This window comes from Yersinia alsatica (genome assembly GCF_025133195.1).
GTDB classification, from domain to species: Bacteria; Pseudomonadota; Gammaproteobacteria; order Enterobacterales; family Enterobacteriaceae; genus Yersinia; species Yersinia alsatica.
The window spans coordinates 860630-882779 of sequence record NZ_CP104006.1 but is presented as its reverse complement, the minus strand read 5'-3'; the positions used below and the strand labels follow the sequence as shown (position 1 = coordinate 882779).

The following is a 22150-nucleotide window of genomic DNA, read 5'->3' as shown; positions in this document are numbered from 1 at the left end:
TCATGATCCGGGTCTATATCGCGTTGGGCAGTAATCAGTCCATGCCACTGCAACAGGTTAAAGCAGCACTGGAAGCGTTGGAGCATCTGCCGCGCACCCGGTTAGTGGCGTGTTCACCTTTTTACCGCACCAAACCCTTAGGCCCGCAAGATCAGCCAGATTTCCTCAATGCTGTGGTGGCGTTGGATACATCACTTCCGCCAGAGCAGCTGTTAGATTGCACCCAAGCCATTGAACGCAACCAAGGTCGGGTAAGAAAAGAGCAGCGTTGGGGGCCACGGACACTGGATCTCGATATTATGCTGTATGGCGATCAGGTGATAAACACCGATCGCCTGACGGTGCCGCACTATGGTCTAAAAGAGCGTGAGTTTATGCTCTATCCATTGGCTGATATTGCACCTGACCTGATTTTCCCTGATGGCGAATCACTATCAGAGCGCCTCAAGCTGGTAGATAAAAACGGTCTGGTGCCCTGGTAACTGATGTTTACCAGCACTAACCTGCTTCCCCACCTGATATCTCCTTTCTCTTTAATTCTTTATTCTATGCTGAATTCCTAACTATCCACCGAGGATAAACCCTCTATCTATATGATTAAATGCATAAAATAGCACCACTCGCCGTTGTACTAAGGTTACAGTAGAATGGCTTTATTAAACTGACGACTTCAGGAGAAAGAGTGATGAAAGCCACCACCATGAGCCACTTACGTCAATGGAAACAAGAGAAACGTAAGTTCGCCACACTCACTGCCTATGATGCCAGCTTTGCTCAGTTATTTGCCGAGCAGGGTATTGGGGTTCTGCTGGTGGGTGATTCGCTCGGAATGACATTACAAGGCTTTGATTCGACCTTACCAGTGACCACGGCGGATGTGGCTTACCATACCCGTGCAGTGCGTCGTGGTGCGCCTCATTGCCTGTTATTGGCTGATATGCCCTTCATGAGTTATGCCACACCAGAGCAAACCTTCACTAACGCAGCAGAATTAATGCGGGCTGGGGCCAATATGGTCAAGCTGGAAGGCGGCAGTTGGTTGTGCGACACCGTCCGCATGCTGGCAGAGCGCGCTGTTCCCGTCTGTGGGCATTTGGGATTAACACCGCAATCGGTCAATATTTTCGGCGGCTATAAAGTGCAGGGCCGGGAAGAAGTCGCGGCGAACCAACTGTTGAAAGATGCTCAGGCGCTGGAAAATGCTGGGGCGCAACTGTTAGTTCTGGAATGCGTACCGGTAGAGTTGGCCCAGCGTGTCACCGAAGCACTGACTATTCCGGTGATTGGTATTGGCGCAGGCAATGTTACTGATGGGCAAATTCTGGTGATGCACGATGCACTAGGGATTACCGGCGGCCATACGCCTAAATTCAGCAAAAACTTCCTGGCACAAAGTGCTGGCGATATTCGTGCTGCCATTCAGCTTTATATTCAAGAAGTTGAGAGCGGCGTCTATCCGGCTGAAGAACATACATTCCAGTAAAATTTTACTGCTTAAATATTGCTATTACACCCTATAGATCTCGAGATACAGGAAGGCGGCAAGCAAGAAAACCCCAATGAGCTTACAACGGTAAGTGATTCGGGTGTACGAGTGCCGCCAACACACCTGCAACTTGAAAGATGACGGGTATACCGGAGGAAAGGATGCTAATTATCGAAACCTTGCCATTGTTGCGCCAGCAAATCCGTCGCTGGCGTCAAGAGGGCAAGCGAGTCGCACTGGTGCCAACCATGGGCAACCTGCACCAAGGGCATATGACACTGGTCGAAGATGCCAAAACGCGTGCCGATGTTGTGGTCGTGAGTATTTTTGTCAATCCACTGCAATTTGAACGCCCGGATGATTTAGCCCGCTACCCGCGTACTTTGCAGGAAGATTGCGAGAAACTGACCCGCCACGGCGTTGACTTAGTGTTCGCTCCAGCAGCTGTCGATGTTTACCCGGCAGGATTGGAAGCCCAGACCTATGTTGATGTCCCTGCCCTGTCTACCATTTTAGAAGGCGCCAGCCGCCCCGGTCATTTCCGTGGTGTCTCAACTATCGTCAGCAAGCTATTTAATCTGGTTCAACCGGATGTCGCCTGTTTTGGCGAAAAAGATTATCAGCAACTGGCATTAATCCGCAAAATGGTGGCGGATATGGGCTATGACATCAATGTTGTTGGCGTCCCCATTGTGCGGGCAAAAGATGGCCTGGCGCTAAGTTCCCGTAATGGTTATCTGACGGCTGAAGAACGTAAAATTGCACCGCAGCTCTATAAAATAATGCAGGCGTTAGCTGACAAGCTAACTGCGGGTGAACGGCAGATTGATGATTTACTGGCTGACAGCGCTGAGCAATTACGTCAGGCTGGCTTTACACCGGACGAGCTGTTTATTCGCGATGCGCAAACGTTGTTGCCATTGACGGTCGAAAGTCAGCAAGCGGTTATTCTCATGGCCGCCTGGTTGGGTAAAGCACGCCTAATTGATAACCAACAGGTTGATTTGCGTAGCTGATTATCTGGCCCGACGCAGGCAGCTGATTAGGGCGAATAACCAACAGTAGAGTCAGTCATAGACAAGTGATATAAAATCAGCAAAACTGGGTGCTTCTCCCTAAATCAGTCGGTGAAGGGATGGGTTGCCAGACTTATTCTGGGCAATAACTGGGGTCAAAGGTAAGAGTTATGATACGCACTATGTTGCAAGGCAAACTGCATCGGGTCAAAGTCACTCAAGCTGATTTGCACTATGAAGGTTCCTGCGCTATTGACCAGGATTTTCTGGAAGCCGCTGGCATTCTGGAATACGAAGCTATTGATATTTATAACGTTGATAATGGTCAGCGTTTTTCAACTTACGCGATTGCCGCCGAGCGCGGTTCACGGATTATCTCTGTGAATGGTGCCGCAGCGCGTTGTGCCTGCGTCGGCGATAAACTGATCATCTGCTCTTATGTCCAGATGTCTGATGCTGATGCCCGCCTGCACCACCCCAAAGTGGCATATTTTGAAGGTGAAAATCAGTTGCAGCGCAAAGCAAAAGCGGTGCCGGTTCAGGTTGCCTAATGACCAGTAATCGTTAAATTTTCACCATAAAAAAGGCGCTTAATTAAAGCGCCTTTTTCATATCCTAAAACTATGCAGGGCTAATCAGATTCCATTACCGCGGGTGCTGCAGGAGCGGGCACCTGACCTGGCTCATTAGCAATGCGCTCGGCCATAGTCGGGATTGAATCAGTGCGCAAAATATAAAGCCGCTTAAGGGTAAATGGATTATCCCCCGGCTTAACCTTGCCCCGAACCGTCGTCACCGCTAAATGGAAACCTGCATTTTTCGCTGCATCGATAGCGATTTGATTAAAGCCGCCAAAGGGATAGGACAGAAAAATCACATGCGGATTAAACTGAGATAAAGCCCGGCGCGAATGTTCAAAATCAAAAACAATGTTGTGATAAGAACGGCTTAATAAAATTGGGTTACGGTTATTATCTGTGCGATGCAAAAAATGGGTATGAGACTGAATATCAAATACATCCTGAATCTCTTTCAGCTCAGAAATACTCATAAACTGTAATGAGTCAGGATTCCATTTCTGCGGATGGCGTTTAATGCGCGATGAAATAATAAATGCCGTTGCCCGGAAGCCCTTTTCTTTCAGGATGGGATACGCATAACGATTGACCGATTTAAGACCATCATCGAATGTCAGCACCACCACTTTTGCGGGTAGGTTAATCTTATTATTGAGATAACCTTCAAGCTGATAGAGAGAAATTGTGTCGTAGCCCGTCTCTTTGAGATAGGTCATTTGGTTGCTAAACGCCACATCTGAAGTGGTCGTTGACGTGTTCAGAAAACGTTTATTTTCCTCATTTCTCAACATATGGTGATAAGTGAGGATAGGAATGCCATTATCTATTTCGGCGTCAGCACTGCTGATATAGCCTAAACGATCGCCAATATTGACTTGATACCAAGTATTACTTAACCGATCTTTCAATTTGCCAACAATTGGGTAGCGCAAATTATCAACCAATGTAGCGAATTGCTCGCTGTCTACATCTGCGGCCAAATAAACCGGCGTTTCGCGCTTGATAATGATATTTTGGTTCGGTCGAGGTTTATTTAAATCACCCAGTATATCGTTGTTTTTTCTTTCTTTTTTGATATCCCGCAGATCGTCTTTATCAATAAAGCCAGTGCCATTACCAAATTTAAATTCATAGTATTCCGCCGCTGCAGGCAGAACCTGAAGAAGTTGATCTTCTTTAATCTCACCGACTGGAATGACCTTATCGCCAACTAATGAATATATTTCGCTATCGCGGTCTACAACCATATATCGAGGGGTAAGTGCCGCTTCATCTGGCAGAAGGTCTGCATGCGCCGCCGGTATCATTACCGACATGACAACACCGAGTAGCATCCCAATAGCTATTCTGTTTTTATGCCACATTATCGTTCTACTTATGCGCATTCGGCGCTGAATTGAAAAGGAGAAAATCTGGTGTGTCAGCATAGCACGAGACTCTGCGACTTGAGAAAGATGATATTAGACAAGGACATTATTTATTACGATTAAATTCCAGTATTAACAACAATTAACTAACTAATAATTTACTATCCGGATCAATAACGCGGGTTATTGACGTTGCAGCAAAGCCCCTCTGCAACGCCAATTATCAAGAAAACTAGGTACGTAAACCGCGCCCACGATCAATCAAATACCATGCCCAAGCATAAAATACCGCGATAAATACCACTAATACGCCAATGGTGAATATCAGCGGCACATCAGTAATGCCAAGGAAACCGTAGCGGAAGCCACTGATCATGTACACGATAGGGTTGAGCTTGGATACTGCCTGCCAAAACGGTGGCAATAAGGCTAGCGAGTAAAACACCCCGCCCAGATAGGTCAATGGCGTCAGCACAAAAGTAGGCACCAGACTGATATCATCAAAGGTTTTGGCAAAAACAGCATTCAGTAACCCACCGAGGGAGAACAGAATCGCCGTCAGCAGTAATGTCAGTGCCACCATTGACCAAGAGTGCACATGCAGTGGCACAAAGAACAGTGAAATAATGGTGACCAGAATACCGACACAGAGCCCGCGCGCCACGCCACCACCAACATAACCAATAATGACGATGTGGGTAGGCACTGGAGCCACCAGCAGTTCTTCAATGCTGCGCTGGAACTTTGCCCCAAAGAAAGACGCCGCAACGTTGGCATATGAGTTCGTGATCACCGCCATCATAATCAGACCGGGAACAATAAACTGCATATAATTAAAACCGCCCATATCACCAATTCGCGACCCAATCAGGTTGCCGAAAATGACAAAATAGAGCGACATGGTAATCACTGGCGGTACCAGAGTTTGAATCCAGATACGGGCAAAACGCGTAATTTCTTTGATCCAGATACTCTGTAATGCTACCCAATACAGGCGGGTCATGCTTTTTCTCCCCCGTTACCATTAACCAAGGTGACAAATAGCTCTTCCAGACGGTTAGCCTTGTTGCGCATACTTTGTACCTGAATTCCTTGAGCATTTAATTGACTGAATAGACCATTCAGTCCCTGCTCGCGCTTTACATCAACTTCCAGTGTTGAGGTATCCGTCAGGCGATAGCTATATCCTTCCAGCTTCGGCAACGGGCTTTTAATACCCAGATCAAAAATAAAGGTTTCTGACTCAAGCTTGCCAAGCAGCTGTTTCATAGTGGTATTTTCTACCAACTCACCATTCTGGATAATGCCAATGTTACGGCACAGCATTTCCGCCTCTTCCAGATAGTGGGTGGTCAGAATAATCGTCGTTCCCTGCGCATTCAGCTCCTTCAGGAAGCCCCACATCGAGCGGCGTAGTTCAATATCGACCCCAGCCGTTGGCTCATCTAGAATCAGCAATTTAGGTTCATGCATCAGGGCGCGAGCTATCATTAAGCGGCGCTTCATCCCGCCGGATAGGCGAATGGCGCGCTCATTACGTTTGCCCCACAAATCTAACTGGCTGAGATATTTCTCTGCTCGTTGTATCGCTTCGCGCCGCGTAACACCGTAATACCCCGCTTGGGTAATCACAATCTGCAACACCGTCTCAAACGGGTTGAAGTTAAATTCTTGTGGCACTAATCCGAGCTGGCGCTTGGCGTTGACGATATCTTGATCGATGTCGTAGCCAAAGACCTTAACCTTGCCAGAGGTTTTATTCACCAATGAGCTAATAATGCCAATGGTGGTGGATTTCCCCGCCCCATTAGGCCCGAGCAAAGCATAAAAATCGCCTGCCTCTACGTGCAGATCAATGCCACGCAGTGCCTGAACGCCACCGGCATAGGTTTTGGTCAGCTGCGTTATTTCCAGTGCATATGTCATAAGTAAAAAACAACCTTATTCTATGAGTTTCCCAGTGGTTACAGCATATCCATATCTCACTTACCCCACCCTTTTCAGAGCAAGTTATGAGGACAGAAGGGAGTCTGGGTAGATACCGAGAAGATGTTACGCAGACAACATTGCGCTACCAAAGGAACAACTGTTCCGATTTCAAAATCGTCATCCTTGCCGTATATTATCCTATCGCAATCCGTTCATTACAGGCTATTTACATTTATGAAAGAAATAGAAAAGCTCATCGCGAACAACCGGACTTGGTCAAATGCTATCAGTAAAGATGATCCCGGTTTTTTTGAGCACCTGGCGCTAGCCCAGAAACCACGCTTCCTGTGGATTGGCTGTTCAGATAGCCGTGTCCCGGCAGAAGAGTTGACTGGCCTGAAAGCCGGTGAATTATTTGTTCACCGTAACGTTGCCAATCTGGTTATCCATACTGATCTAAACTGCCTGTCAGTGGTTCAATACGCCATCGATGTTTTACAGGTCGAGCATATCATTATCTGTGGTCACCTTGGCTGCGGTGGTGTTGAAGCGGCAACCAAGAAAGACCTCGAGTTAGGGCTGATTGATAACTGGCTCCTGCATATCCGTGATCTTTGGTTTAAACACAGTTCACTGCTAGGTCGGCTACCAGTTGAAGAACGCAGCGATATGTTATGTAAACTCAACGTCGTGGAACAAGTGTATAACTTGGGTCATTCGACTATTGTCCGCTCCGCCTGGAAGCGCGGGCAGAAAGCCATGATTCACGGCTGGGTCTATGGTATTGAAGACGGTCTGCTGACGGATTTAGAAGTCTCTGCTACCAGCATGGAAGCACTTGAACAAGTGTACCGAAAAGCAATGGCTGAGTTATTGCCTAAAGACCCTAAAGAAGACTAAGTTAGCGGTTATGGGAGGGTACGTTCAGACGCGCCCTCTCCCATCTAACATCACCGCTAAATCAAAATATTAAAGTGCCAACGCGCAATAATACTTTATATTCAAGGCATAGCGAGCAGCAGCAATTTGTGTGCGGCCTGCGCGCAGTAGCCGATAACCCGATTACTCATCCAACATCACAACTTTACCAACATAAGGTAAATGTCTATAACGCTGCGCATAATCGATGCCATAGCCCACAACAAACTCGTCAGGGATGGCGAAACCGACCCACTCTACCGGCACCTGAACTTCGCGGCGCTGTGGTTTATCCAACAGAGTGCAGATAGCCAATGACTTCGGCCCGCGCAGTTGCAGGATTTCACGAACTTTACTTAAGGTATTACCCGAATCGATTATATCTTCGACGATCAGCACATCTTTGCCACGGATATCTTCATCCAGATCTTTTAGGATTTTGACATCACGGGTGGTGCTCATGCCATTGCCGTAACTGGAGGCCGTCATAAAATCGACTTCATGGGAAACATCAATGGCGCGACATAAGTCAGCCATAAACATAAATGAACCACGGAGCAACCCGACCAACACCATTTCACTGCCACTGTCGCGGTAATGTTCGGAGATTTGGCGGCCTAATTCGGCAATTCGGGTTTTGACTTCCTGCTCGGAAATCATGACTTCTACAGTGTGTTTCATAGGTATTAACGTCGCTTTTTTACGTTGGTTGCCGGAAGAAAGCCGCTGAGTTTACCATAGCCCAAGCCATGTTGCGACGGACTCACGCGCCACTCAACTATTACCTAAATTCAACTATTACCTAAATTCAACTATTGCCCAAAGTCGTTGGAGCCGCAGCTAGCCGCTCTGCGACTTCAAATACCCAGGACAATATCAGGCACTGACGGTAAAGCCCAACATCATGCCCGTATCTTCATGCTCCAGCAGGTGACAGTGGGCCATGTAAGGCATACTGGTAGGAGCCAAATGATTAAAGCGCACCAATATTTCGCTGCGCGCACCTTCTACCCGCACGGTATCTTTCCAGCCACGGCGATGCTCTGCCGGCGGCTTGCCGTTTTCGGTCAAAATCCGGAACTGCGTACCATGGACATGGAATGGATGCAGCATCATGTCGCCTTCACCCGAAATGGTCCACTTCTCGTACTTGCCAAGTTTTGCATCAAATGCCGGTTCAGTCATGGAGAAAGCTTTACCATTGATAGTATTGGCGTGGCTAAAATCAAATGCCGGTGCGGCTTTCATCGCGCCACTCGCCATGCCTTTCATATGGCCATCCGCCATTCCAGCCATATGACCACTGTCCATGCCCGGCATCGCAGCGTGATCCATACTCATGCCCGCCATAGCTTGCATACCATAGCGGCTCATCAGCGCTTGCATTCCCAGCATGTCTAATTTCGGGTCCATCATCAGTTGGAACCAGCGCTCTTGCAGGCCTGTGGCATCTGCCAACGCCGGTACCACCACCAAAGAGTCTGGCAAAATTTTGCTGCCTGCTGCCAGTGATGGCTGGATGCGCAATACCGGTAGCGGCTTATCAAATGGCGCTAATGTCATCCCCATTTGTTTCACGGGTAAAGTGACCAAATCGAGCGCTTTGCCGTCGGAGGTATCCACCAGTACCTCAAAACGTTCCCCCATCAATATAGGTAATTCGCGCACCGCCACCGGCTCCGCCAATAGCCCTCCGTCGCTACCAATAACATACATTGGGCGACCATCACTGAGTGCCAGATTCAACGAACGCGCATTGCAACCATTAAGTAGCCGCAGACGTACCCAGCCGCGCGGGGTAATTTGCTGTGGGTAACGCGCGCCATTGGTGAACATCCGATCGCCAAACCAGCCGACCGCAGCGGTCATCACATCCAGTTGATAATCAATCTGGCCATCTTTACCCAACAGTTTATCTTGCAGAATGACCGGAATATCATCGACTCCCCACTGCTTCGGCAGCGGTAATTTCTCGCTATCACTATCATCAATCAATACTAGCCCCCCCAACCCCATCGCGACCTGATGACCGGTTTTACCGTGAGTATGTGGGTGGAACCAGCAGGTCGCGGCGGGCTGCTCGACCGTAAACGCAACCTGACGTTTGGCACCGGGTTGAATCAAAGCTTGCGGCCCACCATCGACTTCACCGGGGATCTCCAACCCATGCCAATGCACGGTAGTCGCCTCTGGCAAAGAGTTAGTCACATTGATAGTTACCGGCTTACCACGTTGTAAACGAATTGCTGGCCCCAGCAAGTTGCCGTTATAACCCCAGGTTTGCGTCGCGGCGGTAGGCAGCCAAGCCATGGTGCCGGTTTGGATATTCAGATTAATGTTGCCGCTAGCATCCGGCTGAAGTAATGGCGGGATAGGTAAAGGTGAAAAGTCTGCAGCGAAGGCCGCACGGCTCCATAAAGGCAGTGAAGTGGCGGCTCCAAGAGCTGCCGTTAACTTGATAAAATCACGGCGATGCATGGTCGTCTCCATTCTTGATGGTCAGTAAATGCCGACATGGCACAAAAACAGCATTGTGCGCCAGCATAAACCCTCCCCTAACGGGAAGGTCAAGGTGCAATCAATCACGCTGTGAATCAATCCATATCCCGAGGGGATAATAAAATTTACTTTGTCGCATCACAGTGTGATAACGTCTGTTTACAATGAACAAGCCTGTTTCCGCTATGAAAAGAACAACGTTAGTTATGCTGCTGCTTACTCTGTGCGGATTCTCATCTGCCAGTTCTGCATTAAGTGAATCTGAAGCAGAAGATCTTGCCGATCTGACTGCGGTATTTGTCTATCTGAAAAATGACTGTGGTTATAACGAATTACCCAATAATGAAATTAAGCGGGCAATTGTCTATTTTGCTCAGCAAAATCGCTGGGATCTGCGTAACTACAATAGCTTTAATATGAAAGCCTTGGGTGAAGAGAGCTATCGCGATCTGCGTGGTATTGCGATCCCCGTTCCTACCAAATGTAAGTCTCTAGCCCGTGACTCTTTAAGTTTATTGGCTTACGCTAACTAGCGATCCCACACTTACCCTTTCAGCCTGAAATTCTGCCGTGCAACCTCTGGCAGAGTTGGCTATTATGTTGCCCCCATTTTTCATGGCTGTTAGTGCGAAGGAGAAGCCCCGAACATGTCACAGAAAGAACTATGGTATGAAACATTGCATGCCAACTTCGGCCAGTATTTTTCAGTAGAAAATATACTGTACCGCGAAAAAACCGAGCATCAGGATCTGGTGATTTTTGAGAACCCAGTGCTGGGTCGAGTAATGGCTCTGGACGGCGTGGTGCAAACAACTGAACGTGATGAATTTATCTATCACGAAATGATGACGCACGTCCCTTTGCTGGCTCATGGTCAGGCGAAGAAAGTACTTATTATCGGCGGCGGTGATGGCGCGATGCTCCGCGAGGTTAGCCGCCATAAAAATATTGAGCAGATAACCATGGTAGAAATTGATGCCGGTGTGGTCGAGTTCTGCCGCCAATATTTACCCAATCATAGCGCCGGAGCCTATGACGATCCCCGCTTCAAGTTAGTGATCGCCGATGGCGTCGACTTCGTTAACCAAACTACTGAAAAATTTGATGTCATCATCTCTGACTGTACCGACCCTATTGGCCCGGGAGAAAGCTTGTTCACCTCTGCTTTCTACGAGGGATGTGCCCGCAGCCTAAACGAAGGCGGCATTTTTGTGGCACAAAACGGAGTATGTTTCTTGCAGCAAGATGAAGCAGTCGATAGCCATAACAAGCTTAGTCACTATTTCAAGGATGTCAGTTTTTATCAGGCAGCAATTCCGACATATTACGGTGGTATCATGACTTTCGCCTGGGCGACACAAAACCCACAGTTGCGTCAATTGGATATCACCACGCTGCAACAACGTTTTGCTGAAGCAGGCCTGACCTGCCGCTACTATAACCCAGCCATTCATGTCGGCAGCTTCGCTTTGCCGCAGTATCTACTGGATGCCTTAACGCCAACCCGCTGAGTAAGGAGGTGAACTAAATTGTCCAAGCTTAAACTACACGGCTTCAACAACTTGACCAAAAGCCTGAGTTTTTGTATTTACGATATTTGTTATGCCAAGACTGCAGACGACCGCGATGGCTATATCGCCTACATTGACGAACAGTATAATGCCAACCGCCTGACCGAGATCTTGAGCGAAACCTGCTCGATCATTGGCGCTAATATTTTGAATATCGCCCGTCAGGATTACGACCCTCAAGGTGCCAGTGTCACCATTCTGGTCAGTGAAGAACCGGTTGATCCGCGCGATGTTGATACCTCAGAGCACCCAGGCCCATTGCCCAATGCGGTGGTTGCTCATCTGGACAAGAGCCATATCTGCGTCCATACCTACCCGGAAAGCCACCCAGAGGAAGGGTTATGTACTTTCCGTGCAGATATTGAAGTTTCTACCTGTGGTGTTATTTCACCACTGAAAGCACTGAATTATCTTATCCATCAGTTAGAATCCGATATCGTCACCATGGATTACCGCGTGCGCGGTTTCACCCGTGATATCAATGGTGTTAAACATTTTATCGATCACAAGATCAACTCGATTCAGAACTTTATGTCTGACGATATGAAGTCGCTTTATCACATGATGGATGTGAATGTTTATCAAGAAAATATCTTCCACACCAAGATGATGCTGAAAGATTTCGATTTGAAGCACTATCTGTTTAATGCCAAGCCAGAAGAGCTAAGCCCGGAAGAAAGAGAGCGAATTACCCGCCTGTTATATAAAGAAATGCAGGAAATCTACTATGGCCGTAATATGCCAGAAGTGTGATGTGGTAGGGGCGATATCTCTGTAATTACATGTTATTAATCAGTAATACATCAGAACAAAAATCGTATTAACCGGGTATGGTTCTTTCTACCCGGTTAATCCTCCACTTCAAGGACGATCTCCCACTCATGAACCGCCTTCCCACCTTATATGGCATTATTGCAATCCTGCTTTGGAGCATGAGTGTCGCGTTGACGCGCGGATTATCTGAAACTCTGGGGCCATTTGGTGCGGGAGCGGCAATTTATACGGTCAGTGGGATATTGGTCTGGTTGGTCGCCGGTAAACCGACGCTACGTGGGCAGCATCCCGCTTATCTGTATGGCTGTGGTTTATTGTTTGTGGTGTATATGGTGGCCTTTGCTTTAGCCATCGGCATGGCAAATGACCGCCAACAAACACTGGAGATTGGCTTGATTAACTATCTGTGGCCCAGTCTGACACTGCTACTGGCGGTACCATTGCTCAAACTGAGGGCGCGTTGGTGGCTGTGGCCGGGAGCAGCTCTGGCGCTGTTTGGCGTTATCTGGGTGGTGAGTGGTGGCGATGGGCTGGACGTGAATGTGCTGCGCGCTAATGTTAGCAGCAACCCGCTGGCCTACAGTCTGGCACTGATTGCCGCCTTTACCTGGGCCGGTTATTCCAATTTAGTGCGGATCTACAGCCGAGGACCGGGCGCATTGCCGCTCTTTTTACTCGCCTGCGCCCTGTGCTTATGGGTGATGTTCTTTATGCTGACACCCGGTAAGTTGCATTTCACCTCGCGCGCAACTTTTGAGCTGCTGCTGATGGGGGCGAACACCGCACTGGCCTACCTGTGTTGGGATATCGCCATGAAAAAAGGCAACGCCACACTGGTCGCTGCCCTCTCTTACTTCACACCTTTGCTGTCCATACTGATTGCCAGTGTATGGCTCAATACCCTGCCCTCTGCCGCATTCTGGCCAGGAGTGGCTATGGTGGTGGTCGGCTCACTATTATGTTGGTCTGCCAGCCGCAATCCCCTCTAACTCTTTTTACAAATACATACCCAAAAAAATTGGAGTTGCAGGTAGGCAGCAAGCAAACGAATCCCGATGAGCTTACACCAGTAAGTGATTCGGGTGAATGAGCGCAGCTAACCCCCCTGCAGCTTCAAGTTTGAAGGGTAAAAGTGCGATAGCCTTTCAGCACTAACAGAAAATCCTCCAAACCACACAGACAAAGACTCTCTTCATCATAGTAATTCATGCCTTCTTCCATCTCATCGCCTTCAATATCCAGTTGATTGGCGCGCACCATCACTTCTTCACCGTCCAGCCACAACGTGTATTCATGGCCTGTTAGCTGCCATTGGCGCTCACTGCCTTTAACTTCATTAGCGGCGGCTTCAATTTGGTCCAGTTTTGCCAAATCACCTTTAATTTCTTCATTGAGCCAGTGGCCAATCACTTCATGCCCCATGGAGAATCTGACGAGCACTTGCCCTGTTAAGTCACGCAAGAATTCATAGTCCATAGCACGCCCTCCTGATGCTCTTTCAATAAGTGTAATCGTTATTAGCAGCCTGACTTGGCGCAAACTCGCAAAGCCGGTAAATACCTGCAAAATTTCAATCAGACATGTGGTTAAACACAGTTTTTTTGACATAAAAAAAGGAGGCCAATGGCCTCCTTTTTAGCAGGTGCGAAATATAGCGATTTACACGGCGGTTTGGAAGATCACGCCATCCGCTTTATCGGTATATTGGCTCAACTGATCAAAATTCAGATAGCGGTAAGTATCTGCCGCAGTCTTATCAACCTGAGCCATATAAGTCTGATATTCATCAGGAGTCGGCAGACGACCAAGCAGCGATGCAATTGCCGCCAGTTCAGCCGAAGCCAGATAAACATTCGCCCCTGTCCCTAAGCGGTTCGGGAAGTTACGGGTTGAAGTAGAAACAACCGTCGCACCATCCGCAACTCGTGCCTGGTTCCCCATACACAGTGAACAGCCTGGGATCTCGATACGCGCGCCACTCTTGCCAAAGACGCTATAATAGCCCTCTTCGGTAAGCTGCGCGGCATCCATTTTAGTTGGTGGCGCAACCCATAAGCGGGTTGGCAACTGACCTTTATGTTGATCCAGTAATTTACCGGCAGCACGGAAGTGACCAATGTTGGTCATGCATGAGCCAATAAAGACTTCATCAATTTTGCTGTTGGCAACATCAGACAGCAGACGAGCATCATCCGGATCGTTCGGTGCGCACAGAATCGGCTGGGTTATCTCTGCCAGATCGATTTCGATCACTGCGGCATATTCCGCATCTGCATCACCTTCCAGCAGATTTGGATTCGCCAGCCAGCTTTCCATGCCATTCACACGGCGCTCTAGAGTACGACGATCGCCGTAACCTTCCGCAATCATCCACTTCAACAGGACAATGTTGGATTGCAGATATTCAATAATCGGCGCTTTATCCAATTTAATGGTACAACCGGCCGCAGAGCGCTCGGCAGAAGCATCCGCCAGTTCGAACGCTTGCTCGACTTTCAGCTCCGGCAGACCTTCAATTTCCAGAATCCGGCCAGAGAAAATGTTCTTCTTGCCTTGCTTCTCAACGGTCAGCAGGCCTTCCTGAATTGCGTAGTAAGGGATAGCATGCACCAGATCACGCAGAGTGATACCCGGTTGCATTTCACCTTTAAAGCGCACCAGCACAGACTCAGGCATGTCCAGAGGCATTACCCCTGTTGCCGCCGCAAACGCCACTAGACCAGAACCCGCCGGGAAGGAAATCCCGATAGGGAAACGGGTATGAGAGTCACCACCGGTACCAACAGTATCTGGCAACAGCATACGGTTCAGCCATGAGTGAATGATACCGTCGCCTGGGCGCAGAGAGACACCGCCACGATTCATAATGAAGTCTGGCAATGTGTGATGGGTAGTTACATCAACGGGCTTCGGATAAGCCGCGGTATGGCAGAATGACTGCATCACCAGGTCAGCGGAGAAACCCAGACACGCCAAGTCTTTCAGCTCGTCACGGGTCATCGGCCCGGTGGTATCTTGTGAACCGACCGAGGTCATTTTAGGTTCACAGTATTCACCCGGACGCACGCCAGTAACACCACAGGCGCGGCCCACCATTTTCTGAGCCAGTGAGAAACCTTTATTGCTTTTCGCTACCGGCTTCGCTACACGGAATACTTCACTGGTAGGCAGGCCCAAAGATTCGCGCGCTTTGGTGGTCAAGCCACGGCCCACGATCAATGGAATGCGGCCACCGGCGCGGACTTCATCCAGCAAGACATCGGTTTTAAGCTCGAAGGTTGCCAAGATTTCACCGGTATCGTGGCGACGAACTTCACCCAGATACGGGAAGATATCAATGACATCGCCCATGTTCATATTAGCAACATCGACTTCGATTGGCAGAGCACCGGCATCTTCCATCGTGTTAAAGAAGATTGGCGCAATTTTGCTGCCCAGCACCACACCACCGCCGCGCTTGTTCGGCACGTAAGGGATGTCGTCACCCATAAACCACAGCACCGAGTTAGTGGCGGATTTACGGGAAGAACCGGTACCGACGACATCACCGACATAAGCCAGTGGGAAGCCTTTTTTATTCAGTTCTTCAATCTGTTTGATTGGGCCAACACTGCCGGGTTGATCCGGATGAATGCCTTCGCGCTCATTTTTGAGCATTGCCAAAGCATGCAATGGGATATCCGGGCGAGACCAGGCATCGGGAGCCGGGGACAGGTCATCGGTGTTGGTTTCACCGGTCACTTTAAACACGGTTACCGTGATTTTTTCAGCTAACGCCGGGCGGGAAAGATACCATTCGGCATCAGCCCAGGATTGCATGACTTTCTTGGCATGCGGATTACCTGCTTTGGCTTTTTCTTCTACATCATAGAAGTTATCAAACATCAGCAAGGTATGAGATAACGCTTTGCCCGCAATCGGGGCCAACTTTTCATTATCTAACGCATCAATTAGCGGATGAATGTTATAGCCGCCCTGCATGGTGCCAAGCAGTTCGATAGCTTTCTCTGCGGTAATCAGGGGGGAGTGGGCTTCGCCCTTAACGATTGCAGCCAGAAAACCGGCTTTAACGTAGGCTGCTTCATCAACACCGGGTGGAACACGGTTAATCAGCAGGTCTAATAAGAATTCTTCTTCGCCCGCGGGCGGATTTTTTAATGACTCAACCAGCGCTGCCATTTGTGACGCATCTAATGGCTTGGGGACGATACCCTCAGCAGCACGCTCGGCTACGTGCTTACGGTATTCTTCTAGCACGACTCTCTCCTCGCTTTAATTATCATTTATTTTGCCAGGCTTATTGTTACCACCAGCCATCATCACTGATGCAGTAGGTGTAAGGTAAGATGCCCAGTTTCGCTCAGCCAGCATACCAGTATTTAAACTCAGTGTTAATTCGTTCACATAAAAGCAACATTAAATTTTTGCTGAATCGTTGAGCGCAGTGTAATCATCTTACATATTGATAACTGATCTCAGTTAGCGCCTCTACGAGGTGATGACACCTACCTCTACCTAGATCTTCAAGGTTAGATTTACGCCCTTTCCAGCTAACAATACCCACTATAATGCAAAGGGTAAAAACGATCTCTGCCTATTAAGAATTTCTGCTCAGCTTTATTAATAAGTTATCGGTAGGGGGGAATAATATCAGTGTGCGAGGGTGATAATGCAGGGGCGCCCTGATGACGCCCCGATTTATATCTTCAATTGGATGGTGACCAGCTTTTAGCTCGACTCAAATGGCGTTATTGGCGCAGGCAGATTGAGTGCGGACAGCGCACAGCCAACGGAGCGTACACCTAGTACGTGACGGCGGCGAGCACTGCCCAATCTCAAGCTGACCAGTAAAATAGCCATTTACCTGAATTAGAATTGAGTATTTAAACTCACAAAGAATGTCCGACCCGGCTCATTGTAGGTTGCAGCCCCAGCACCGGCGATATTGGCGACGTTCTGAGCATTACCCGCGCGGAACTGGCGTTTATCAAACAGGTTTTCGATACCGGTGGTAACACTGACATTTTTTGTCACTGTGTAGCTGGTACTCAGGCCAAAGACCGCATATGGACTGACTTCATTGAGTGCGGTACCGGTAACTGGCAGCCCCTGATAGTCATATTTCTTCGGTTCCTGACGCCCATACCATGTCACCGTCGACAAGAAGGACAAATCATCCGTCGCCTGCCAACTGAGTGAGCTGTTCAACGTGAACTTAGGCGTGATGGATAAGTAATCCCCGGTAGTTTTGTTCTTTGATTCCAGCATGTAAGTCAGGTTACTGCTCCATTGCACCGTATCGGTGAATGGAACCGTCAGGTTACCCTCCAGACCTTCAACCAATGCTTTCGGCACATTCTCCCACTGGAAGATATCGGAGTTAGCATAAGCTCCGGTCCCGCCACTGGCATTACCCAGCGAGACTAACCCCGGCTCAATTTTATTGCGATAATCATTACGGAAGTAAGTGATACCCGCAATTATGCCGTCATTATGGAATTCAAACCCAATCTCTTTGTTGACGCTGGTTTCAGCCGACAGAGAGTCATTCCCCATCAGATAACAGCTGCCGCCACCGCCATAGCAACCCTGACCACGGCTATATAACAGATAGTTAGGGTTGGTTTGGTAGAGGTTTGGCGCTTTATAAGAACGTGCGATACCCATTTTCATGGTGAAGTAATCGCCCAATTCCTGTGACAGGTTCAAGCCCGGGCTCCAGTTACTGCCCGCGGTGCTGTGATGGTCAAAACGCAGCGCTGGAGTAAGCATGGTGGTATCCGTCAGCTCGATATTGTTTTCAACAAACACCGAGGCTATCTGCGCTGACGCGCGAGTATCACGCCCGGTGCCCGTTAATCCACTGACACTGCCGCCTTCCGACGTCGTCTGAGTATTGGAGGTCGGGTCATTCATTTTCTGGTCATTCCATTCGGCACCCAAGGTCAGTACCTGATTAACGCCCCAATCAAATGGCAGGTTAACCTCGGAGTGGGCCAAATAGTTGTCCAGCTTGATAGTGCTGAAATTACTATTTGAGAAGATACCTTCGGTACCGCCCGCCAGTCCCTCATTAATGCGCGAGTTGCGCGTCTCTTCATACCGAACATAGGAGGTGGTGCTGACGCCGTTATCCCAAAAACCACGGTGTGTCAGTGAGAAATTATTGCGGTACATCACGTTGGTTTCTGCACCATATAAACTGCGCACAATGGCATTGCTGTTGGTGTTTTGCGTATCACCCGCGTAAATATTCCCCTGGCGGCTATAACCTGCCTCAAATTCCAGGGATTGGCCTACTGCGAAATCCCAACGCAGTAACCCATTGATATCTTTATTGCGTACCCCTTCACGCCCCGCCGGTAATGTCCCTACCTGATTACCTGTTCGGGCCGACTCATGGCCGGAGTTGATATCCCAATCATCAGCATCAGTTTTATTGTATCCACCGTATAAACGGAAACTGAGGGTGTCACTTAATGGCCCCATCAGACTGAAGTCGGTACGGCGAGTGGCCCCTTCTTCACTGTGCTGCGGCAGGTTCATGTAAGCATTCCAGCTACCGTGCAGCTCTTTATCTGGCTGTTTGGTGATGATGTTTACCACCCCACCGGCAGCACCATTACCATAGCGAGCCGCCGCTGGGCCGCGTAACACTTCGATTTTTTCTACCATATTGGCGGGAACCCAGTTGGTGTCACCCCGGGTATCGCGCTCACCACGCCAACCATAACGCACCGCATTGCGGCTCGAAACCGGAATGCCGTCGATCATAATCAGTGTATTTTCTGGCCCCATGCCGCGAATATCAATCTGACGGTTATTCCCGCGCTGACCACTGGCAGAGTTACCGGAAAGGTTAACCCCCGGCATGGTACGGATAATTTCGGACAGATCATTCGCTGGAGGGCGTTTGCGGATATCTTCCGCGGTAATTGTTGAGGCCCCCAGAGCCTGACGAACTTGCTGTTGCGCCGTCACAACCAAGGTATCGCCAGTTGCCGCCTTGCCCTCTGCTTCTGAGGATGCTTGTTGCTGTACAGTTTGTGTTTTTTCTGTCGCGGCGGTATCAGACCCTGCCGGAGTGGTATCTTGTGTCTGCGCCCAAAGCGGAGTCGAAATACAGAGACCAATCAAGCTCGCCAAGGTCGTCAGAGAGCGCCGCTGCCATTTTACTTTCATTACACTTTCCCCGATGCAAAAGCCCACAGCAAATGTCAGTAGAGGAAAATCTCTACCAATCTATTAATGGGGCAACAAAAACGAACAAGATTGATAATTATTTTCATTATCAATTCATCTTGCTAATTGTTACATTTGCAATCAGAAAAAAGGTTTGTGTAAACAGCAAAGCTCTTTGTTAGAACGTCAATGTCAGTGGAGAGTTCGTCATGTCAGCGGTGAATAAAAATCTGCCTACCGGGAAAAGAAACCATTTGCGCAGTCACGATAAGGTACGCAATGCTTCTCCCTTCTCTAAACCCATTTACCGCGACCAAATTGTGCAGCAATCGAATCTGGTTGCCAGTGACTACCAGATGAGTGGCGCGAAATCCTTGTCGACTGACCCGGTGTTATTTGGTGATTTTCAGGTATTGCGCCTGAATCCACATCTTATTTTGCATACCGCCAATGTCACGAACCTCTACGATATTAAGACCCAGAATCAGCTCAATCCGGCGCTGAAGCTGGCGATTGTCGTCAGCGGCAGCGCGCATATCTCATTTGGTGGTCAGCAACTGCATTTGCAAGAAAAAGGCAATGCCTCTCTGGTGTCGCTGACTGAAAGTACCCTATTCACTCGCCACGGCAAAAATAATAGCCATGAACGCACCCTGACACTCACCTTTGACCGTGAATGGTTGTATGGCGATTTACTGCCGCAAGCCGGTTCGTGGGATACGCTGTACAACTTTACTCAGCAACATCTGGCGATTCATTTATGGCAGCCATCAATCCATACCCAAACCATTGCCCAAAAAATAGCAAGCGCTCCTCCTTTCTCAACCCCGCTCGAGCGGCTGCATTGCGAGACACAATGCATCGGCCTGATTATTGAAGCATTCAGCTCACTGGAACAGCAGGCCCAGCAACAGAATAAAATGTCACTACGCGGGTTAAATCGCATTCAGCAGGTACGTGATTGGCTGGAAAGTGGTGAGGCTGACCATCTATCTATGAGTGAACTGGCTCGCAGGGTCAATATGAGCCAAAGTACCTTGCAGCGGCGTTTTCGTGAAAGCTACAACATCACGGTATTTGAATATCTGCGCCATTGTCGTTTAAAACGCGCCATGCTGGCACTCCAGAAAGAAGGTATTAGTATTGACCAAGCCGCCACCATTGCGGGTTATACCAGCTCGGCTAATTTTGCGACGGCATTGCGCCGGACATTTAATCTCACCCCCAGCCAGATCCGTGAAGGTATCTATCCTTAATTAACAGCATCTTTAATTAACAACATACTTAAATTACAGTATCAATAGTATTTATTATTCATAAATAACAGCAGCCATTATATAAAATAGAATACGTTTACTGCCTTGATTTAAATTAACATTAGATATCGGCTACAAATAGTCAATCGCTTATATAACTAATGGATCATTTAAACACACAAGGAGTAAATATGAGCTCAAAAATAAAGTTACTAACCATGCTGCTCACATTATTATTTTTCAATACGGCTAATTCACGTGAAGCCCAACCTATATGGCAATCTAATAAAGAGAGTTGGTCAACTTATCAGTCTCGGCACTGTAAATGGGAACAGGGTGTTCCTTGTAGAAATGTCCCCAAGGATCAAGGAAAAACACCGCCAAAATCTGCTGAAGAGATAGCTCTTGAAGTCGGCACCGGCATATTGACGATGGGGCCAACCCCGCAACCTAGAGGGTTCAAAGTCGGGATCGGCGCCAAATCTGGTATCAGTGGCGCTAAACCGAGGGTGGCGGTATCAAAACCTTCGCCACGTGTAAGCTCAAGTTCTGAACGAGCACCACTGTTGCCACCAAACCCCAAACCTAAATCCAAAGTCTCGGGGCGGTTACAAAGGATAAATGGCAAAGTAGGTATTTTGTTAGGGGATAGTAATCCACCGACTTTGGGGGGTGAACCTAGTGCCAAAAGAGTCAAACTGGATCTATTGGATAACCATAGTTCTTCTTCTACAGAGGCATATGATGTTGAAGGAGATATCGCGATAGAAAAAAATAAAATCGACCGCATAAAAACCATAAAACAGGATGAAGTCGCCAGTATAAAAGAAGAAATTGAGAGTATATACAGCAAGCGAACATTAGATAACAGTGAGTTAGATATTGATGACGAGATTCAGCGCTATAACTCAACTTCGGCACATGAAAAAATAAATTTCAGAGAATATTTTGCGATCAGAAACTATCAGGAAGGAAGATTTGTCGAGATCAATAATGCCATGAGAAATGGGAGTGCCAATGATGATTTAGAAGTTGAGACCTCAGAATTCTATACAGCGCTAGATAACCATTCTGATATTAATATTTCACTCAGAGAGGACGGTCATATTATCTCGGAAGAAGAGAGCAGCATAGCCGAAGTATATCGAGGAGAAGTCAGAGAGCGTGCTGAATTTTTATCCGCAGTAGTACCAGAAGAAACCATTCAAATAGATTCTTTTTTCAGCACCACTGCCGATGAAGATCTCATCACGTCATTCAATAGTGACGATTTAGCCGATGGGCAGATCAATGTGAGATATACCATCAAATATTATATTGGCCGCACCAACAGTACTGATCTTGGTGAAATACTTGATGATGCCATAGACGAACGTATCTTTTTGCCTAAAAGCCGTTTCCTGGTGATTGATGTAGAGGAATCAGCAGAGGATTCAACCTTTGTGGTTAACATGCTGGCCCTTGCTGATGAACCTCCACCATCGTCACCATTCCAGCCCAACTAATAACGATACAAACTTCGCTACAGTATTACCGAAAGTAATCATATTCAGACTCAACCAGAGTGATTGGCA

General features: G+C 48.2%; 19 protein-coding genes. 11 read left to right on the top strand and 8 right to left on the bottom strand.

The window, feature by feature from the left end:
• The first annotated feature begins 2 nt into the window (after positions 1–2).
• From folK to panD, 4 genes are all read left to right on the top strand, one after another.
• Entirely contained in the window at positions 3–482 is a 480-nt protein-coding gene (gene folK / locus N0H69_RS03855; RefSeq protein ID WP_050106516.1) for a 2-amino-4-hydroxy-6-hydroxymethyldihydropteridine diphosphokinase, read from the top strand.
• A 203-nt stretch (positions 483–685) separates the two neighbouring features.
• A complete protein-coding gene (gene panB, locus N0H69_RS03850; RefSeq protein ID WP_050106517.1) occupies positions 686–1483 on the top strand; it encodes a 3-methyl-2-oxobutanoate hydroxymethyltransferase in 798 nt (265 codons plus the stop codon).
• A gap of 164 nt (positions 1484–1647) precedes the next feature.
• A complete protein-coding gene (gene panC / locus N0H69_RS03845; protein ID WP_050150307.1) occupies positions 1648–2502 on the top strand; it encodes a pantoate--beta-alanine ligase in 855 nt (284 codons plus the stop codon).
• A gap of 170 nt (positions 2503–2672) precedes the next feature.
• Complete coding sequence (gene panD / locus N0H69_RS03840) at positions 2673–3053, top strand: aspartate 1-decarboxylase (protein ID WP_005156780.1); 381 nt, start codon at positions 2673–2675, stop codon at positions 3051–3053.
• An 80-nt stretch (positions 3054–3133) separates the two neighbouring features.
• Here panD and N0H69_RS03835 read toward each other — a convergent pair whose 3' ends face one another.
• From N0H69_RS03835 to N0H69_RS03825, 3 genes are all read right to left on the bottom strand, one after another.
• The gene (locus tag N0H69_RS03835; protein ID WP_050121529.1) at positions 3134–4444 is read right to left on the bottom strand and encodes a polysaccharide deacetylase family protein; all 1311 of its coding nucleotides are present in this window, start codon (positions 4442–4444) and stop codon (positions 3134–3136) included.
• 235 nt (positions 4445–4679) lie between these two features.
• The gene (locus N0H69_RS03830; RefSeq protein WP_050106520.1) at positions 4680–5450 is read right to left on the bottom strand and encodes an ABC transporter permease; all 771 of its coding nucleotides are present in this window, start codon (positions 5448–5450) and stop codon (positions 4680–4682) included.
• A complete protein-coding gene (locus tag N0H69_RS03825; protein WP_050106521.1) occupies positions 5447–6373 on the bottom strand; it encodes an ABC transporter ATP-binding protein in 927 nt (308 codons plus the stop codon). Before N0H69_RS03825 ends, N0H69_RS03830 begins: the two co-directional genes overlap by 4 nt.
• A gap of 237 nt (positions 6374–6610) precedes the next feature.
• Here N0H69_RS03825 and can point away from each other — a divergent pair, with 237 nt between their 5' ends.
• Entirely contained in the window at positions 6611–7276 is a 666-nt protein-coding gene (gene can / locus N0H69_RS03820) for a carbonate dehydratase (RefSeq protein WP_050106522.1), read from the top strand.
• Between the two features lie 162 nt (positions 7277–7438).
• Here can and hpt read toward each other — a convergent pair whose 3' ends face one another.
• Together hpt and cueO are read right to left on the bottom strand one after the other, a co-directional pair.
• Complete coding sequence (gene hpt, locus N0H69_RS03815) at positions 7439–7975, bottom strand: hypoxanthine phosphoribosyltransferase (protein WP_032898325.1); 537 nt, start codon at positions 7973–7975, stop codon at positions 7439–7441.
• Positions 7976–8170: 195 nt separating this feature from the next.
• A complete protein-coding gene (gene cueO, locus N0H69_RS03810; protein WP_050133214.1) occupies positions 8171–9772 on the bottom strand; it encodes a multicopper oxidase CueO in 1602 nt (533 codons plus the stop codon).
• A gap of 206 nt (positions 9773–9978) precedes the next feature.
• Here cueO and N0H69_RS03805 point away from each other — a divergent pair, with 206 nt between their 5' ends.
• The 4 genes from N0H69_RS03805 (at position 9979) to yddG (ending at position 13127) form a co-directional block, all read left to right on the top strand.
• Positions 9979–10326, top strand: coding sequence for a YacC family pilotin-like protein (locus N0H69_RS03805; protein WP_016266377.1), 348 nt, complete (start codon positions 9979–9981; stop codon positions 10324–10326).
• Positions 10327–10440: 114 nt separating this feature from the next.
• Complete coding sequence (speE, locus tag N0H69_RS03800; protein ID WP_050121534.1) at positions 10441–11304, top strand: polyamine aminopropyltransferase; 864 nt, start codon at positions 10441–10443, stop codon at positions 11302–11304.
• An 18-nt stretch (positions 11305–11322) separates the two neighbouring features.
• Positions 11323–12117, top strand: a complete 795-nt coding sequence (speD, locus tag N0H69_RS03795) for an adenosylmethionine decarboxylase (RefSeq protein WP_050100434.1) — start codon at positions 11323–11325, stop codon at positions 12115–12117.
• Between the two features lie 128 nt (positions 12118–12245).
• The gene (yddG, locus tag N0H69_RS03790) at positions 12246–13127 is read left to right on the top strand and encodes an aromatic amino acid DMT transporter YddG (RefSeq protein ID WP_050121548.1); all 882 of its coding nucleotides are present in this window, start codon (positions 12246–12248) and stop codon (positions 13125–13127) included.
• 124 nt (positions 13128–13251) lie between these two features.
• Here yddG and yacL read toward each other — a convergent pair whose 3' ends face one another.
• From yacL to N0H69_RS03775, 3 genes are all read right to left on the bottom strand, one after another.
• Positions 13252–13614 carry a protein YacL gene (yacL, locus tag N0H69_RS03785; RefSeq protein WP_050106629.1) on the bottom strand — a complete coding sequence of 121 codons (363 nt, stop codon included), beginning with the start codon at positions 13612–13614 and terminating at the stop codon, positions 13252–13254.
• Positions 13615–13797: 183 nt separating this feature from the next.
• On the bottom strand, positions 13798–16395 hold the full coding sequence (gene acnB, locus N0H69_RS03780; RefSeq protein ID WP_050106526.1) for a bifunctional aconitate hydratase 2/2-methylisocitrate dehydratase: 2598 nt from the start codon (positions 16393–16395) through the stop codon (positions 13798–13800).
• A 612-nt stretch (positions 16396–17007) separates the two neighbouring features.
• Positions 17008–19320 carry a TonB-dependent siderophore receptor gene (locus N0H69_RS03775; protein WP_050106527.1) on the bottom strand — a complete coding sequence of 771 codons (2313 nt, stop codon included), beginning with the start codon at positions 19318–19320 and terminating at the stop codon, positions 17008–17010.
• A gap of 209 nt (positions 19321–19529) precedes the next feature.
• On the opposite strand from N0H69_RS03775, the gene N0H69_RS03770 reads away from it, so the two are divergent.
• Together N0H69_RS03770 and N0H69_RS03765 are read left to right on the top strand one after the other, a co-directional pair.
• On the top strand, positions 19530–20576 hold the full coding sequence (locus N0H69_RS03770; RefSeq protein ID WP_050150309.1) for an AraC family transcriptional regulator: 1047 nt from the start codon (positions 19530–19532) through the stop codon (positions 20574–20576).
• A gap of 191 nt (positions 20577–20767) precedes the next feature.
• The gene (locus N0H69_RS03765) at positions 20768–22081 is read left to right on the top strand and encodes a hypothetical protein (protein ID WP_050150311.1); all 1314 of its coding nucleotides are present in this window, start codon (positions 20768–20770) and stop codon (positions 22079–22081) included.
• Positions 22082–22150 lie beyond the last annotated feature (69 nt).

Bases quoted from the DNA above. Each gene is read 5' to 3' on its own strand.
- N0H69_RS03770 (WP_050150309.1), top strand. From the start codon at position 19,530: ATGTCAGCGGTGAATAAAAATCTGCCTACCGGGAAAAGAAACCATTTG.
- N0H69_RS03835 (WP_050121529.1), bottom strand. From the start codon at position 4,444: ATGTGGCATAAAAACAGAATAGCTATTGGGATGCTACTCGGTGTTGTC.
- hpt (WP_032898325.1), bottom strand. From the start codon at position 7,975: ATGAAACACACTGTAGAAGTCATGATTTCCGAGCAGGAAGTCAAAACC.
- N0H69_RS03775 (WP_050106527.1), bottom strand. From the start codon at position 19,320: ATGAAAGTAAAATGGCAGCGGCGCTCTCTGACGACCTTGGCGAGCTTG.
- speE (WP_050121534.1), top strand. From the start codon at position 10,441: ATGTCACAGAAAGAACTATGGTATGAAACATTGCATGCCAACTTCGGC.
- N0H69_RS03830 (WP_050106520.1), bottom strand. From the start codon at position 5,450: ATGACCCGCCTGTATTGGGTAGCATTACAGAGTATCTGGATCAAAGAA.
- folK (WP_050106516.1), top strand. From the start codon at position 3: ATGATCCGGGTCTATATCGCGTTGGGCAGTAATCAGTCCATGCCACTG.
- N0H69_RS03805 (WP_016266377.1), top strand. From the start codon at position 9,979: ATGAAAAGAACAACGTTAGTTATGCTGCTGCTTACTCTGTGCGGATTC.
- cueO (WP_050133214.1), bottom strand. From the start codon at position 9,772: ATGCATCGCCGTGATTTTATCAAGTTAACGGCAGCTCTTGGAGCCGCC.
- yddG (WP_050121548.1), top strand. From the start codon at position 12,246: ATGAACCGCCTTCCCACCTTATATGGCATTATTGCAATCCTGCTTTGG.
- yacL (WP_050106629.1), bottom strand. From the start codon at position 13,614: ATGGACTATGAATTCTTGCGTGACTTAACAGGGCAAGTGCTCGTCAGA.
- panB (WP_050106517.1), top strand. From the start codon at position 686: ATGAAAGCCACCACCATGAGCCACTTACGTCAATGGAAACAAGAGAAA.
- can (WP_050106522.1), top strand. From the start codon at position 6,611: ATGAAAGAAATAGAAAAGCTCATCGCGAACAACCGGACTTGGTCAAAT.
- N0H69_RS03765 (WP_050150311.1), top strand. From the start codon at position 20,768: ATGAGCTCAAAAATAAAGTTACTAACCATGCTGCTCACATTATTATTT.
- panD (WP_005156780.1), top strand. From the start codon at position 2,673: ATGATACGCACTATGTTGCAAGGCAAACTGCATCGGGTCAAAGTCACT.
- panC (WP_050150307.1), top strand. From the start codon at position 1,648: ATGCTAATTATCGAAACCTTGCCATTGTTGCGCCAGCAAATCCGTCGC.
- N0H69_RS03825 (WP_050106521.1), bottom strand. From the start codon at position 6,373: ATGACATATGCACTGGAAATAACGCAGCTGACCAAAACCTATGCCGGT.